This is a genomic window from Fimbriimonas sp. LA-C6, assembly GCF_055398105.1.
In genome coordinates, this window is the sequence record NZ_AP038796.1 from 3,097,596 (window position 1) to 3,111,763 (window position 14,168).

At 54.2% G+C, this 14,168-nt stretch carries 13 protein-coding genes; 4 read left to right on the forward strand and 9 right to left on the reverse strand.

The features are described from left to right. Positions 1 to 8: 8 nt before the first annotated feature. From ACZ51B_RS14405 to ACZ51B_RS14415, 3 genes are all read right to left on the reverse strand, one after another. A complete protein-coding gene (locus tag ACZ51B_RS14405; RefSeq protein WP_464294033.1) occupies positions 9 to 635 on the reverse strand; it encodes a uracil-DNA glycosylase in 627 nt (208 codons plus the stop codon). Beyond that, the gene (locus tag ACZ51B_RS14410) at positions 632 to 1,126 is read right to left on the reverse strand and encodes an HIT family protein (protein ID WP_464294034.1); all 495 of its coding nucleotides are present in this window, start codon (positions 1,124 to 1,126) and stop codon (positions 632 to 634) included. Before ACZ51B_RS14410 ends, ACZ51B_RS14405 begins: the two co-directional genes overlap by 4 nt. 80 nt (positions 1,127 to 1,206) lie before the next feature. Beyond that, a complete protein-coding gene (locus ACZ51B_RS14415; RefSeq protein ID WP_464294035.1) occupies positions 1,207 to 1,782 on the reverse strand; it encodes an ANTAR domain-containing response regulator in 576 nt (191 codons plus the stop codon). Between the two features lie 111 nt (positions 1,783 to 1,893). Here ACZ51B_RS14415 and ACZ51B_RS14420 point away from each other — a divergent pair, with 111 nt between their 5' ends. The 3 genes from ACZ51B_RS14420 to ACZ51B_RS14430 are packed head-to-tail and all read left to right on the forward strand — an operon-like array spanning position 1,894 to position 4,911. Then, the gene (locus ACZ51B_RS14420) at positions 1,894 to 2,796 is read left to right on the forward strand and encodes a hypothetical protein (RefSeq protein ID WP_464294036.1); all 903 of its coding nucleotides are present in this window, start codon (positions 1,894 to 1,896) and stop codon (positions 2,794 to 2,796) included. A gap of 7 nt (positions 2,797 to 2,803) precedes the next feature. Next, positions 2,804 to 4,051, forward strand: a complete 1,248-nt coding sequence (gene fahA / locus ACZ51B_RS14425) for a fumarylacetoacetase (RefSeq protein ID WP_464294037.1) — start codon at positions 2,804 to 2,806, stop codon at positions 4,049 to 4,051. Further along, a complete protein-coding gene (locus tag ACZ51B_RS14430; protein ID WP_464294038.1) occupies positions 4,051 to 4,911 on the forward strand; it encodes a dihydrodipicolinate synthase family protein in 861 nt (286 codons plus the stop codon). Before fahA ends, ACZ51B_RS14430 begins: the two co-directional genes overlap by 1 nt. On the opposite strand, the gene ACZ51B_RS14435 is transcribed toward ACZ51B_RS14430, so the two are convergent. The 3 genes from ACZ51B_RS14435 to ACZ51B_RS14445 all read right to left on the reverse strand — a co-directional run bounded on the left by ACZ51B_RS14435 (position 4,908) and on the right by ACZ51B_RS14445 (position 9,010). Continuing rightward, complete coding sequence (locus ACZ51B_RS14435; RefSeq protein ID WP_464294039.1) at positions 4,908 to 5,294, reverse strand: PilZ domain-containing protein; 387 nt, start codon at positions 5,292 to 5,294, stop codon at positions 4,908 to 4,910. The genes ACZ51B_RS14430 and ACZ51B_RS14435 overlap by 4 nt on opposite strands. Beyond that, positions 5,291 to 7,480 carry an HD domain-containing phosphohydrolase gene (locus tag ACZ51B_RS14440; RefSeq protein WP_464294040.1) on the reverse strand — a complete coding sequence of 730 codons (2,190 nt, stop codon included), beginning with the start codon at positions 7,478 to 7,480 and terminating at the stop codon, positions 5,291 to 5,293. Before ACZ51B_RS14440 ends, ACZ51B_RS14435 begins: the two co-directional genes overlap by 4 nt. A 117-nt stretch (positions 7,481 to 7,597) precedes the next feature. After that, positions 7,598 to 9,010, reverse strand: coding sequence for a stalk domain-containing protein (locus tag ACZ51B_RS14445; RefSeq protein ID WP_464294041.1), 1,413 nt, complete (start codon positions 9,008 to 9,010; stop codon positions 7,598 to 7,600). A 188-nt stretch (positions 9,011 to 9,198) separates the two neighbouring features. Between ACZ51B_RS14445 and ACZ51B_RS14450 the strand changes: the two genes are divergently transcribed. Continuing rightward, positions 9,199 to 10,479, forward strand: a complete 1,281-nt coding sequence (locus tag ACZ51B_RS14450) for a PhoPQ-activated protein PqaA family protein (RefSeq protein WP_464294042.1) — start codon at positions 9,199 to 9,201, stop codon at positions 10,477 to 10,479. 6 nt (positions 10,480 to 10,485) lie between these two features. Here the strand turns inward: ACZ51B_RS14450 and queF are convergent, their stop codons facing one another. From queF to lpdA, 3 genes are all read right to left on the reverse strand, one after another. Then, the gene (gene queF, locus ACZ51B_RS14455) at positions 10,486 to 10,833 is read right to left on the reverse strand and encodes a preQ(1) synthase (RefSeq protein ID WP_464294043.1); all 348 of its coding nucleotides are present in this window, start codon (positions 10,831 to 10,833) and stop codon (positions 10,486 to 10,488) included. Positions 10,834 to 10,873: 40 nt separating this feature from the next. Beyond that, entirely contained in the window at positions 10,874 to 12,499 is a 1,626-nt protein-coding gene (locus ACZ51B_RS14460) for a hypothetical protein (protein ID WP_464294044.1), read from the reverse strand. A 94-nt stretch (positions 12,500 to 12,593) separates the two neighbouring features. After that, the gene (lpdA, locus tag ACZ51B_RS14465) at positions 12,594 to 14,147 is read right to left on the reverse strand and encodes a dihydrolipoyl dehydrogenase (RefSeq protein WP_464294045.1); all 1,554 of its coding nucleotides are present in this window, start codon (positions 14,145 to 14,147) and stop codon (positions 12,594 to 12,596) included. Positions 14,148 to 14,168 lie beyond the last annotated feature (21 nt).

The following is a 14,168-nucleotide window of genomic DNA, read 5'->3' on the forward strand; positions in this document are numbered from 1 at the left end:
GCAAAGCATCATACGCCCAAATCGGCGGTGTTCGATGACTTGTTTACAAGCTCCTGTGCTGCTTCCCAGGCTTTCGTGATGTCTTGGACCAGGAGCGAGTAGCCGCCGTCGGTTTTGGTGGCGTTTGCTTGTCTTAGGATGTAGGAGGGGTGGAGCGTTGCGATGGCGGTTTTGGCGTATTCGCAAGGGAAGTAGAGACCTCTTTCCTTGGTGATGAGAAAGTTCTTTTTGATGAGGTTCTTCGCGCTGGGTGCTCCTATGCAGAGGATGACCTTGGGGGCGATGATCTGGAGTTGTGGGATGAGCCACTGCTTGCATGCCTCAGATTCTTCGGGAGTAGGCGGGCGGTTTTGGGGTTTTCCTGAGGACCAGTCGGCGGCTCTGCACTTGACGGTGTTGGCGATGTAGACGGTTTGGCGATCGAGGCCTGCGTCGTGGAGAGCTCGGTCTAGGAGTTGGCCTGCGCGTCCTACGAAGGGGCGGCCGGTTTGGTCCTCTGTTTCACCGGGTCCTTCACCGACGAGTACGAGTGGGGAGCGGTAGTTGCCTTCGCCAAAGACCACGTTCGTCCGGCGGGCGGCTAGGTCGCAGCTTTGGCACTTGAGTGCGTTCTCTCGCAGTTCTTCGAAGGTCAAGGCTTGGCGGCCTCCATGAGACGGTTATAGCTTTCTTCTAGGGTTTGGGGCATGACTCGGGTGTCGCCGACGGTGGTCATGAAGTTGGTGTCGCCGTTCCACCGTGGGACGATGTGCCAGTGGATGTGTTGGGGGATACCTGCTCCGGCGGCACGGCCCATGTTGACTCCCATGTTGAATGCGTCGGGATTGTAGGCTTTGCGAATCCACGCGACGCCTTTGGCGAGGAGCTGGTTGATTTCGAGGAGCTCTTCGTTGTTGAGATCGACGATGTCGGCAATCTGTCGGTAGGGGGCGATGAGGAGGTGGCCGTTCGTGTAGGGGTAGGCGTTCATCATCACGAAGGCGCTGCTTCCTCGGTGGAGGATCAGGTTCTTTCGGTCGTCATGCTCGGCGGGGAGTTCTACGAAGATGTCGCCGCCTTTGCCGGTACCAGTGGTGGGGCGCTCAATGTAGGTCATTCGCCACGGTGCCCATAAGATCTCTGGCATAGAAGGTTTATAGCACGTGGGAGGGGATAAATAGAAAAGGTCAGCCATCGATTTGATGACTGACCCGATCTGGATGCCGCTTAGATGGATTTTGCGAGGATGATCGCTTCGGCGACTTCTCGCATGGTTTTGCGGAGGTTCATGGACTGCACTTGGATGCGTCGATACGCTTCGGCCTCGTTCAGGTTGTGCTCGGCCATGAGGATTCCCTTGGCGCGGTCGATGAGCTTTCGTGCTTCGAGTCGCTCTGCGAGTGTTTCGACTTCTTTGCCAAGTTGAACGTTCTGCTCGAATCGGCTTCGTGCCACTTCGATGGACGGAGGGAGGTCGCTCGGCTTGAATGGCTTAACCAGGTAGGCGAATACGCCGGCTGCTTTGGCGCGGTCGACTAGCTCTTTGTCTGAGTAAGCGGTGAGCAAGATTGTGGGAGCAATGTTCTCTTCCGTGATGATAGTGACGGCCTCGATACCATCCATTACAGGCATCTTAACGTCGAGGATACAGATGTCCGGTCGGGTCTCGCGAGCTTGTTGTACTGCCTGCTGACCATCTCCTGCCTCAGCCACGACCTCGTAGCCTAGGTTTTCCAGCATCTGTTTGAGGTCTAGACGGATAATTGGGTCGTCGTCTGCGATCAGCACTCTCATATTGGACATCCTAATGTTCGATCCTCAGAGTTAAAAACTCTGAAGCCTAGATAATACCTCCTTACTTTAAGAGACTCACAGCCCTCATAAGGTTCGTTTCGGAACTGATACAATCTCGAAATGGAAGGCACACTGAAGCATTTGCTTCGCAGCGTGATTGATTACGCCGGACTATTCCCACCTGCGAAGCTGGACATGGCTTCTGCTGTTGATCAGTATTTTCGCTACGTCGATGGTTCGGACGATTGGCTGATTGGGCGATTTGTATGCCCTGCGGCGCTTCTTCCTGAACTTACAAGCTGTCTCACGACACATTCTCGTGATGAGATTATTGAAGTGTCGGTGATTGGATCTCCGAGTAAAGATCGTCCAAGTTGGGAAGATGCCCTTGTTCAGGACGCTCAGACGATGAGCGATTTCCAGGAGAAAATGGATGATGTGGCGGAGATTGCGGCCTATGAAATTCGTGTGCCTGACCATGATGATCTTAAAGAATTTCTAGTTGATTTGCGAGGCTTCGCAGGAGTTGAGCGGTATATCGAACTCCCTTGGGGGCCACAAATGAATGATTCCTTGGCGATGTTGGCTGAGGCGGAGGAGTTTGGGGCGAAGGCGAGGCTGGGGAGCACGGAGAAGAGTGGCTTTCCAGAGATCGGTTCGGTGGCTGGGTTTATCAAGGAGTGTGCCTCTCTGGATCTGCCTTTCAAGCTTACGGCTGGGCTGCATCATCCGTTGCCTCACTTGGATGCCGCACTTGGTGTGAAGATGTTTGGGTTTTTGAACATTCTCACTGCCCTTGGGTTGACCATTCAAGAGGAGCTTGCCGTCAAAGAGATTGAGGAGATCTTGAAATGTGAAGTTCCTGAGGCTTGGACCTTCACTGATAAGTCCTTACAGTGGCAGGATCGAGTGTTGAGTCTGGATGACCTTGACGCGGTTCGGGATCTGTTTGTCTCTTATGGATCTTGCTCGATTGCTGAGCCGCTTGAAGATCTTCGTTCGTTTGGATTTCTGACCCATTAAAAGCGCTATGCCTTATTTCATTGTTCCTCCTACCGCAAAGAGTTGGGTTCCGGTTGCCCCTGACTCCGATTTCTCGCTTCAAAACCTTCCGTTTGGAGTTGCTGAGTTAGCCGATGGCAGACATGCGTTGGTTACGCGAATTGGCGATCAGGTGCTTAATCTCCGGCAGGCGTCCGATCTTTGGCTTCTGGCGGGAAATCAGTATCCTTCGCTGACGAGTTTGGACGGGTTCAACCAGGAGCAGTTGTCTCTGCTAAGGAAAGAGTGTTTTCATCTGCTGGTGGATGGAGCACTGAAGTCCGAGTTGACGGCGACTGCACTGACTCCTGTTGAAGAGACGCGGATGCTTCTCCCTATGAAGATTGGAGCGTTTGTTGATTTCTATTCGGGGATTAACCATGCGAGCAATGTGGGGAAGATGTTTCGGCCTGACATGGCTCCGTTGCTACCGAACTATCGGCATTTGCCTGTGGGATATAACGGTCGCGGGTCGAGTGTGGTGATTTCTGGGACCGATATTCGGCGTCCGAAGGGGCAGACGAAGGCTGCAGATGCTGATGGGCCGGAGTTTGGGCCTACCCGTGAGATGGACTTCGAGCTTGAGATGGGTTTCTTTGTGGGCACTGGCAACGCGTTGGGTTCGTCGATTCCCATTGGAGAGGCTGAGAACCATATTTTGGGCGTGGTGCTTGTCAATGACTGGTCGGCGCGGGATGTTCAGCGGTGGGAGTATCAGCCACTGGGTCCGTTTTTGGCCAAGAGTTTTGGGACCTCGATTAGTCCTTGGGTGGTGACTCTCGATGCGCTTGAGCCGTTTAGGCGGGAGGGGCAGGTGCAAGACCCGCCTGTTTTGCCTCATTTGAGGCCTGAGAAGGCGAGTCACTACGATGTTCAGCTTGAGGTGCTTTTGCAGACGGAGAAGATGAGCAAGCCTCAGACGCTCTCGACTACGAATGCGTTGGAGTTGTATTGGAGCTTTGTTCAGCAGTTGACTCATCAGGCGTCGAATGGCACGAACACGGAGCCCGGCGATCTGTATGCAAGTGGAACGATTAGTGGGGCCGAGGAAGGCACTTATGGCTCTTTGCTGGAGCTGACGGTGCGGGGCTCTAAGAGGATCGAAATGGTTGAGACGGGCGAGACCAGGGCATTTTTGGAAGATGGTGATGTGCTCACCTTACGAGGGCACTGCCAGGGGGATGGGTTCCGCGTTGGCTTTGGAGAAGTGACCGGAAGAGTGGTGGCTGCCAATTGATGGTTTATCCTGCAGCAGTTACTCCGTTTGGACCTGACGGCAAAGTTGATCATGTCTCGATGGTTCGTTTGGTTGCGCACCTGGAGTCTCAGGGATGTGATGGTGTCCTTCTAGCGGGGACCAATGGGGAAGGGCCGTCGCTTTCGGCTGTGGAGAAGCGCGATCTGGTTCGGGCCGTGGTTCCCGTTGCTGGTTCCTTGAAGGTCGTTGTCGGGGTTGCGACTCCTAGTCTTGAGGAAGCGGTGTGGCTATGCCAGCAAAGTGAGAAGGCAGGCGCTGAGGCGGCTCTGGTGATGCCTCCTGCCTTCTTCCGTGAGGTTAAGGAAGAGGCGATTGCCCTGTGGTTTGAGAGCCTGATGGACCGGACCACGCTGCCGATTATGGCCTACAACTTTCCTCAGCGGACTGGGATTCCGTTGACAGGGAGTCTGATTCGGCGTCTGGCGGAACGGCCGACTTTTCTGGGACTGAAAGACAGCAGCGGCGACAGGTCGAACTTGCCTGTCTATGCAGAGGCTGCGCCAGGGAAACGACTCGTTGTGGGCGACGAGAGCCTGCTGGTGGAAGCGCTTGGGCTTGGGTGGGTTGGAACGTTTACTGGTGCTGCCAATGTGGTTGCGCCTTGGCTGGTGGCGATTGTTCGGGAGTATGCGAGCCAGCGTGAGTCTTGCGAGACTAAGAATGAGCTGATCATGCCAGAGATTCAAAAGTTGCGGACCTTGTCTCAACCTGCGGCTTACAAGCAGATTCTGTGTCGGATGGGCATCATCGAACATGCAAACGTCCGGCTACCTTTGAGGTCGCCGGACGCGGGTGTTGTGGATGAAACTTGGGACGAGATTCGAAAGCGAATCGGTTAGGTGTTCATGAGATCGCACTGGCGTTGGAATACGCCGTGTACGAACTCGGCGATTGCCATTCGCTCTTCGTGGGTGTCTGGCACGAACCGGATACCTGTTGAGACCAGGTCTGTTGATTCTAGAAGGCGAGAGTGTCGGATTTCTGCTTTGAGGCGGAGTGGGTCTTTGTCGTCTCGGCCGACGTGGACGTAGCAGGTTTGTCCTTCCTTGAGGATTTCTTTGGATCGAAGTTGTAGGCCGCCTAGCCCGATGTCAACGATCACTACTCGGACGGGTTCTGTTGCTTCCGTGTCGTACAGCATCGCATAGTCGAGCACCTCGTACCGAATATATCGGCGTTGGTCGGATTGATAGGATGTGTTCGAAATGTCGTCTGGTTTCATGCCGCTTGTTCCTCATTTGTTTCCCAAAGGAGGCCTTCTACTTCAACAGTTTCGGCTAAAACTCTGACAATCTCAGGGTCAAGTGCGCCTGCACGGGCATCTTTTTCAAGTTCTTGGATAGCGGTTTCCACGGAGAGGCATCTTCTGTATGATCGATTGGACGTCATTGCGTCGAAACAGTCGGCTACGCTTGCGATGCGCACGAGCAGCGGAATCTCTTCGCCTTTAAGCCCATAAGGGTAGCCACGGCCATCCAGACGCTCGTGGTGTAGCAGTACGATGGGGACACACTCTTTGAAGAGTGGGATGTCTTGAACCATCGTTGCGCCCCACTCTGGGTGCTTTCGAATGAGAGTGAATTCCTCGTCCGTGAGTGCCGAGGGTTTTGTGAGCACGGCGTCTGGCACTCCTATTTTTCCGATATCGTGGATGAGCGTGCCCATTTCTAAGATCTTCATGTCGTGAGCGGAGAGGCCGAGGACTTTGCCTATTCGAAGGCTGTAGCCTGTGACACGGCTTGAGTGGCCCGCTGTATAGGGGTCTTTGGCTTCCACGACTTTGACGAGTGAGTAGACGGTTGCCTCAAAGTTCGCTTCCAGTTGGGAGAGGGCTTGTCGCAGTCGATCGTTTGACGCTTGGATCTGTTGGTTTTGTTGCTCCAGTTGCGACTGGGCGTGGAGTCTGGAGGTGACGTCGATGGTGAAGCCAAGAATGTGTCTGAGGCCACCGTCGTTGTCATGAATTGGGACTGCGCGTGTCTCTACGTGACGAATCTCTCCGTCGTCGAGAACCAGTCGGTAGGATGCCTCGAAGCCCTGCTCGTTCTTATCTGCTTCTTCGAGGATATTCATCACTCTTTCGTAGTCACCGAGGTGGAGCGATACCTGGAGTGCCTTGAGATGATCTTCTTGCGAGCCGGAGCCAGCTTGCTTCTTCCAGGCGTCGTTGACGTATCGGATTGCCCCGTGGCGGTATGTGTAGAATCCGATGGGAAGGTTTTCGATGACCTGCTTGTAGGCGCTTTCGTGTCGTTCGCTTTCCTGTTGCGCGGCGATGAGGTCTGCTTGCTGTCGAAGTGCGGCTCGAACGATGACCAGACTTCCCACAGCGAGGAGGGTGCTGAGAATGAAGACAACTTCTAGCTGCTCCTGCTTGGAGTTCATTCGTTCTTTGAGGTTGTCTCTTTCGAAATTTTCTTGGTCCAGTCGGCTTCGGAGCATCGAGAGCAGATTTGCAAGATCTGCTTTCGTTGGCTTGAGCGGAAGCGCCCGTTGGACCCATATCAGTTGCTTTGACTGTGCCATCGCCTTGATCGACAACACGGTGCTGTTAAGTGAATGTTTGTCGATGAGGCACTTTTCGAGTTCGGTTCGGATGTCTTCGAGATTGGCGGTTTTTCGGAGAGATCTCTCTAGCTCTGTCTTGGTGGAGCGTTGAACGTTGTAGCCGTAGATTCCCAGGAGAAGGACAGTTGCCAGGACTCCCGCGAGGCTTAACTCGATCATGATGGATCGCGAGCCCTTGGCCGCGTAGATCATAGATCTGCTGTTCACGCTCTCGTAGACGAAGGCTCTGACGAGGATGAAGGAGAACAGTCCACCTAGCAGAACCACAAACACGAAGCCTGCGATACCGATTTGGCGGATTGCTGCGGATCGCTGGAGGATGTGTGTTGCGTCGTGCTGAATGACCAGGACTTCGGTTGTCTCGCCATGCCTGTTCTTGAGGGGGGCCATTCCGACTACATATGGTCCTAGGGCGCTGGTTTGGACGGTGGCGTTGGCCCGTGGTAGGCCGCGGTCGAAGACGCGTTGGACATCGTCCCCTGTCTTTGAGAGAAGAAGGATGGATTCCTTTTGACTCACGGATGGGAGGACGATGTCTGTTTTAAGATTGGTGCCTGATTTGGTGACGGTATAGATTCGCTTGACTGAGGAAAGCGCGGACTGAATTTCGGCGAAGTCGTGGAGCCGGCTTGTGAGGCTGGCGGTTTCAAGTCGCTGCGTCTGAATTTGGAGGGCGGCAATTTGGGCGATGTCTAAGAGTTCGCGGTGTGTGTCCCGAGTGTCTTCGTCAAGTGAGATTTTGACAACCGAGAGGCATACGATTGCGCCGAGAGTGGCGAAAGCCACCCACAAAATGAGCGTCAGTTTTAATCGTATTCGCTTGATTCGGTTTTGCCGCATCTCGATTTGGGACGAACCCCATGTCTAGAATCGGCTTCCGTAGCGTAGGTCTGTATGTAGAAATGCGGGATTAAGTCATCTTAATCCCGCATTTTGAGCATGATTTGCTCTTTTTCGTTATTTGGAGGCGCTTGTGATGAGGACGTGACCTGTTTCTTTGTCGAACTCGACATTGACCTTCAGGGCGTCGTGTAGGAAGCTCACTGGGACGATGGTTCGTCCGCGCTCGATGTAGGGTGCGATCTCAAGATTGAGGAAGGACTTGTCGTACTTCGCCGTCTTGTCACCGATCTTCAGCTCCATCTTGTGGCCGTCTGCGTTGGCTAGGACCGTTTTTGTGCTGTTGAACCACTTTACTTCGCCGCCGGCTTTCTCGATCAGGTGTCGGAATGGAGCCATTGGGATGCCGTTCTCGATTCTTGGGGTTACGTCGAAGTTTACGAACTCCTTGTCCATCATGATGGTGAGAGTCTTCATGTTGGGGAGTCGTGTTCCGCGGACCACAGGCTGGAGCACTGGTGCTACCGCCGTTGGAGTTGTTACCTTGGTGGTCGAGGCTGTTGAGACGATGGGCTGTGCGGTTGCCTTGATGGTGGCTACTCGTCGCCCCGTTGGCATCATCAGCTTCGGTCCGGTAGCGATTGCGTAAGCTGGTCGAACTGGTTTGGAGCCTGCTGGGCTGGCGAGGGTGACTCGCAGTCCATTGGACTTCTCGGAGAGTCTTGCGAGGATTGCAGGTGGCAGGTTGTTGGATGTGTTGCCGTTTGCTGTCTTGCTGGTGGTCTTTACGTTGAAGCCTCGGAGACCTGCTTCTGCTCCGACGATGTCGGTGCTTCGAATTCGATTCTTGCTAGGAGTTGCTGGTTGAGCAGCGCCCACACGATTGGTTCGTCCGCCTGGATTGTTTACGAACAGTCTTAGCTTCTTGGTTTTGTGGGTTGCATCTGCCTGGTCGAGTGCCCATGCCTCGATCTCATGCCAGCCATTGCTCTCTTTCTCAGTGTCCCAGAAGAAGGCGTAGGGGGCAACGTTGGTGCCGCTCTTGAAGGTGCCGTCTACGAAGAAGCTGATGTAGGGGTTCTTGAGGTCTTGGGTGAATCCGAGCTTGATCTCTGTGGTGCCTTGGATGGTGGAACCCATCTTTGGAGCTGTTACGAACAGAGGGCCCTGTTGGCTCTGCTCGGTGGAGATGTTGGTCTTGTCTTTGGCGATCAGCTTTCCGGTGCGATCGTAAAGTCGGATTTCAACTTCGTTATCGCCATCTTTAAGGTCTGAAGGGTTGAGCGTGAAGTTGGTTTCGCCAAAGTTCTTGTTACCGGAGATGGATCGCGTTGCGATGCTTTCGCCGTTAAGTCGGAGCTCGACAAGCGCAGCAGTGGCGCTGCTGAATCGGACCGTCAGAGTTGGGCTGTTGATCGCGCGATCAATCATGATCTGCTGGTCAAAGCTGAAAGCGCTGGCCGATGCCGTCATCACTGCAAATCCGGAAAGAATGAACATCCTTCGGATTGTCTTTGTCGTCTTATGCATATCGATTATTTGCCCCCGCGAGCGTGCCCGTAGCAAGTGGGTCCATTTTCCCACCTCTCCCCTCACATGTCAAGTCATCTTGGTACTTGTATTAGGCTGACGGTGTTAAGAGTTGCGTTCGTTCTCTTGGAAAACTTAACATTGCGGCATTCAGAACCGGCGTCGAATAGCGTCAAACTAGGCTAACTATGCTCAGCGTCATCCTCGCACTTGCAACGCAAAATCAGGTTCCTGCCGAATTACAAGATTATCTTCGAAAACCGGACCCATCATACCGTTTCGATTACAAAGAGGTGAGCGGCGGTCCGGCAGAGATTAGCTTGACCAGCCAGACTTGGCACGGTTATAAGTGGCAGCACCAGATTTTGGTGAAGCAGCCCAAGAAGATCGAGTTTAAGAACACGGCGATTCTGTTCATTACCGGCGATGGTCCGCGCAAGGGTGATTACACGGCGCTCAACATGTTGACCGAGATCACGGGCATGCCAACGGCCATGTTGTTCAATGTGCCGAACCAGCCGATCCTCAATATGAAAGAGGACGATCTGATTGCGTACACCTTCGAGCAGTATCTGAAGACGGGTGACGGAAGCTGGCCGCTGCTATTTCCCATGGCGAAGAGCGCTTTGCGGGCCATGGATGCTGTTCAGGAAGCTACTAAGAACTCCGCTAACCCTATTACACAGTTTGTCGTGACGGGTGCGAGCAAGCGCGGTTGGACCACCTGGTTTGTGGGGGCTTCTGGAGATAAGCGCGTGAAAGCGATTGCTCCGATGGTGATCGACAACCTGAACATCTTGCCGCAGATGAAGCACCAGCTTGAGTCTTGGGGCACCTACTCCGTTCAAATCCAAGACTACACACGACGTGGTTTGCAGGCGAAGATGGCGACTCCTGAGGGACATAAGCTTGCGGTGATGGTGGATCCTTATTCGTACCGAAGCAAGATCAAGGTTCCGACGCTGATTGTGAAGGGTGCCAACGATCCTTACTGGACGGTGGATGCACTGGATCAGTACTGGTCAGATCTGAAGCAGGCGAAGTGGATTTTGAATGTGCCCAATGCGGGGCACGATCTTGCGGGCGGTTTCATGGCGATCGAGTCGGTTGGAGCGTTTGCTCGTTCCATCGCTGGCGAGTTCATGATGCCTAAGCTTTCTTGGAAGATGGATGAAGAGAAGGGCAACTATTCTGGACGAACGATTATTGTGCGTGCGTCCTCTCAGCACCCCGCTTTCTCAAAGATGATGATCTGGAGTGCGGAGTCGGATGATCTCGACTTTCGACCGAAGAAGTATCACGTGATCTCCACGGTTTCGGTGGATCAGCCGGGGCAGTCTGTGAAGCCTGTTTTGAAGGCGCTTATTCCGAGCGATAAGAACGTGGCTGTGTTTGTCGAGTACCGCTATAAGGTGAATGGGCGAGAGTTTTCGCTTAGCTCGCCCACCAAGGTATTTCGGAAGAGGTAATTCCGCTTAGAGGGTGCGGGTTCCGACTTCGGCGTAGATGGTGGATCCGATTCCACCGCGCACGTTGAAGTGTCCTGTAACTCGCATCCAGCGGGGGCTGCATGATTCCGAGAGTTCGTCAATGAGGCGGTTGATGACGCCTTCGTAATAGATCCCCTGATCGCGGAAGCTGTAGTAGTAGAGCTTGAGCGACTTGAGTTCGATGCACGTTTGATCTGGGATGTATTCCAGCTCAATCGTGGCGAAATCAGGTTGTCCTGTTTTGGGGCAGACGCTTGTGAATTCTGGGCATGTGTGCTTAATCACAAAGTCCCGGTGAGGGGCTGGGTTCGGAAAGACTTCGATTTCGGCCATTGTCCTAAGATTGTGACAGCCCGAACCCAGTTAATCGCGGTTAGCGCGTGTTTCCGGTAAGTGTGAGGTCGTACATGACGCCATCCACTCGTCCGACGCCGAACATGAGAGACTGCACGTTTCCACCTTCCAGGAGCGTAAAGCCCATGCTGCCTGGGTCGGCGGCCAAGCCTTTGCCAAGGACTTTGCCTGTGCCGGTCATGCCTTGCATGAAGGCAGTGTAGAAGAGACCTTGAACTCTGCGGTCGAGTTGACTGTAGGGGACGTAGTCGCCGTGGGTGGCTACTGTTTTGAAGTGACTGTTTAAGTTGCCGTAGAAGCGGAGCGCGTGGACGGCTTCTTGGATTGGCTTGGAGTCGAATTTGGTTAAGGGGACTTCGCTGGCTTGGAAGGCCAGGATTTGAGGTTGGGTGAGGGCGCAGGCGAAGTTGGAATAGTCTTCGAGCGACAGGCCGTCCTTCTTGGCTTCGTAGGTCTTGTAGATGACCTCGGGAATCTCGTGCTCTCGGAGTCGCCAGAAACCTCCGGACCTAAACTGTACGATTCCGCCGGTGATTTTCAGGAATCCATGTTCTGATTCGGCGACCTGTTTGATGGCGGCGCGTGCGGTTGTTTGGCCAGCTAGGTTGAGCCTGCTATGGGCTGGCATTCTAAAAGCGTCACTTACGATCGGTACTCCGCTTCGTTGATGGATGAGCTCCAGGCAGTCTCCTACCGATGGTTTGTCACCGATGCTTGGGACCGGGGATGCGTCGCCTTGAGTTAGATTTAGATCGAGGAGGGAGTCGGCTGATGCTTCTTCTTCTGAGGGCCACGCGAGAACCGTTTTGGCGTAGGGATCTGTTGCGAGTGGTCCTACGGGGATCGGGTTCGCTATGAGGGGAGCCTTCGATGCGACGAAGGAGCCGTTTTGTGAGAATGAGAACTCTAGTTGACCGTTGAGCTGGTTGTATTTGGCTAGGGCGTAGTTGATGACGTTGGGTGCAGGTGCTCCAGGGCGGACTTGTGCCGTGGTGGCATCGGTTGGGGGCGTGTTGGTGCCTGATCCTCGTCCGGGTCTTGGGCGTCGGAAGTTGGTTGTGACAACGGCGGAGGCGATGTTGCCAGCCCAGAACTCTTTCCACTCGGCGTTACCCCACTGACGGAACGTTTGGGCGATGGAGTATTGCGATGGGCTCATGTACACACCACCTGGCAGTGGGCCTCGACCCTGTTTGGGGTTTTCCATGGTGGCCTGGGCGGCGGCGGCCTGTTTCATGAGGGCTACTGTTTGAGCTTCGGCTCCTTTCCTCATTTGAAGGTCTTCTTTTAGAAGGAAAGCTTTGCGAAGTTTGACGATGTCGTCTGACTGGGAGAGCCGCAGCATGTCTCCGTCTTTCTTCCACTCGCATTGGAGGACTTCGGCGATGCTGGTGAGGACCTTTCGGGCGGAGGTTTCGGTCACAAAAATGTTGACTTTAAGGTCCTGGAGGAGTGGCGCTGGTTCGACCGTGAAGCCGAGTTGTTTCGAGAGCTGGGAGAGGGCCGACTTCAGGCTGACCATCTTGAGCTCGGCGGTGACGGGCTTGTCGAGGCGGGTGTCGCCTTTCAAGTCCGTTACCTGTGCCTGCGCTGTTGCCACAGCTGGGAGCACGAGGGCGGCTAAAGCAATCAGTGATCGATTCATAACTATATAGACTGATTGTCTTGAAATAAGTTACGAACCTTGGATGGTTAGGCACAAAAAAGCGGCTGCCTTTTGGAAGGCAGCCGCTGACTTTTTAGAGTTTGTGGATCGAGTGGCCTTCCGCGTCCTCGAAAGCTTCGAGAACGGCTTCTGCCATGGTTGGGTGAGCGTGCATGGTGTCTACCATGTAGTCCACCGTAGCTTCTAGCTTGATGGCGACGACAGCTTCTGCAATCAAGTCGGTGGTGTGGGCGCCAATCATATGGACGCCGAGCACTTCGCCGTACTTCTTGTCGACGACTACCTTCACGAAGCCATCTTGCTCGGCAGTGGCCATTGCCTTTCCGAGCGTTCGGAAGTTGAACTTACCGATGGATACTTCATAGCCCTTGGCTTCTGCTTCGCTCTGGGTGAGACCCACGCTTGCAACCTCTGGGTGGGTGTACACGGCGTTTGGAACGGCCTTGTAGTCCACAAGTTTGTTGCTGCCGGTTACGATGTTGGTGACGGCTACTATTCCCTCGGAGCTGGCTACGTGAGCGAGCTGGATTCGGCCGGTGACATCTCCAATGGCGTAGATGTTTGGCACGTGCGTCTTCATGGTGTCATCCAGTAGCTGGATTCCACGTCGGTGCATCTGGATGCCGATCTTTTCGAGGTTCATGCCCTCGGTGTTTGCCTTTCGACCTACGCCGAGTAGAACGACATCGACTTCGATGACTTCGATGTCGGTGCCCTTCTTGATGGTGACTTTCCAGCCCTTACCGTTTCGCTCGCACTTCTCAATGGTTGCGCCGGTTCGGACTTTGACTCCAGTTCGTCCCATGATCTTGCCGAGCTCTGTTCCAAGCTCTGGGTCCATCATGGGGAGAAGGTTTGGCATCATCTCAACGAGGGTGACTTCTGCGCCTAGGCCGTTAAATACGTAGGAGAATTCGCAGCCTACTGCTCCGCCGCCGAGGATGCACATGCTCTTCGGAACGAATGGGGCGGTGACGGCATCGTCGGAGGTCCAGACGTTGTCTTCACGACCGCCTTCGAGACCTGGAACAGGGAGGTGGATGACGCTGGAACCCATGGCGAGCACAAAGTTCTTCGCTCTGAGGGTTTGGGTTTTGCCGTCCTTGGTGACTTCGATGGTATGTGCATCGACGAATGAAGCAAATCCTTCTACGTGCTTAACGCCGTTCTTTTTGAACAGCATTCCGACGCCGCCTCGGTTCATCTGGACGATCTTGTCTTTGCGTGCCATGATGGCCTCGACGTCTGGGGTGACGGTGCCTTCGACCTTGACGCCGAGTTTATCGGCAGTCTTGGCTGCGTGCAGTCTTTCGACGGAGCCGATCATTGCCTTGCTAGGGATGCATCCCCAGTTCAAGCAGGTACCGCCCAAAAATTCCTTTTCGACGACGATCACCGATGCGCCTAGTTGAGCGGCACGAATTGCTGCGACGTAGCCACCAGGGCCAGCGCCGATCACCACGATGTCTGCGTCGAAGTTTTCATTCGCCATGAGTTGTTCTTTCTCCTCGGGGGCTGGGATGCGCCGGATGTCTCGAATCAGCGATTCGATGGGCATTGCCGCGACAGTCAACGGACCGTTGACTGGAGTGTCGCTCTCATTTGTTAGATGAAGATCATCAGGCATTTGGGTAAACGCATCCCGTGC

Excerpts from the sequence above, each read along its gene's own strand:
- ACZ51B_RS14410 (WP_464294034.1), bottom strand. The coding sequence starts at position 1,126 with ATGCCAGAGATCTTATGGGCACCGTGGCGAATGACCTACATTGAGCGC.
- ACZ51B_RS14415 (WP_464294035.1), bottom strand. The coding sequence starts at position 1,782 with ATGTCCAATATGAGAGTGCTGATCGCAGACGACGACCCAATTATCCGT.
- ACZ51B_RS14420 (WP_464294036.1), top strand. The coding sequence starts at position 1,894 with ATGGAAGGCACACTGAAGCATTTGCTTCGCAGCGTGATTGATTACGCC.
- fahA (WP_464294037.1), top strand. The coding sequence starts at position 2,804 with ATGCCTTATTTCATTGTTCCTCCTACCGCAAAGAGTTGGGTTCCGGTT.
- ACZ51B_RS14430 (WP_464294038.1), top strand. The coding sequence starts at position 4,051 with ATGGTTTATCCTGCAGCAGTTACTCCGTTTGGACCTGACGGCAAAGTT.
- ACZ51B_RS14435 (WP_464294039.1), bottom strand. The coding sequence starts at position 5,294 with ATGAAACCAGACGACATTTCGAACACATCCTATCAATCCGACCAACGC.
- ACZ51B_RS14440 (WP_464294040.1), bottom strand. The coding sequence starts at position 7,480 with ATGCGGCAAAACCGAATCAAGCGAATACGATTAAAACTGACGCTCATT.
- ACZ51B_RS14445 (WP_464294041.1), bottom strand. The coding sequence starts at position 9,010 with ATGCATAAGACGACAAAGACAATCCGAAGGATGTTCATTCTTTCCGGA.
- ACZ51B_RS14450 (WP_464294042.1), top strand. The coding sequence starts at position 9,199 with ATGCTCAGCGTCATCCTCGCACTTGCAACGCAAAATCAGGTTCCTGCC.
- queF (WP_464294043.1), bottom strand. The coding sequence starts at position 10,833 with ATGGCCGAAATCGAAGTCTTTCCGAACCCAGCCCCTCACCGGGACTTT.
- ACZ51B_RS14460 (WP_464294044.1), bottom strand. The coding sequence starts at position 12,499 with ATGAATCGATCACTGATTGCTTTAGCCGCCCTCGTGCTCCCAGCTGTG.
- lpdA (WP_464294045.1), bottom strand. The coding sequence starts at position 14,147 with ATGCCTGATGATCTTCATCTAACAAATGAGAGCGACACTCCAGTCAAC.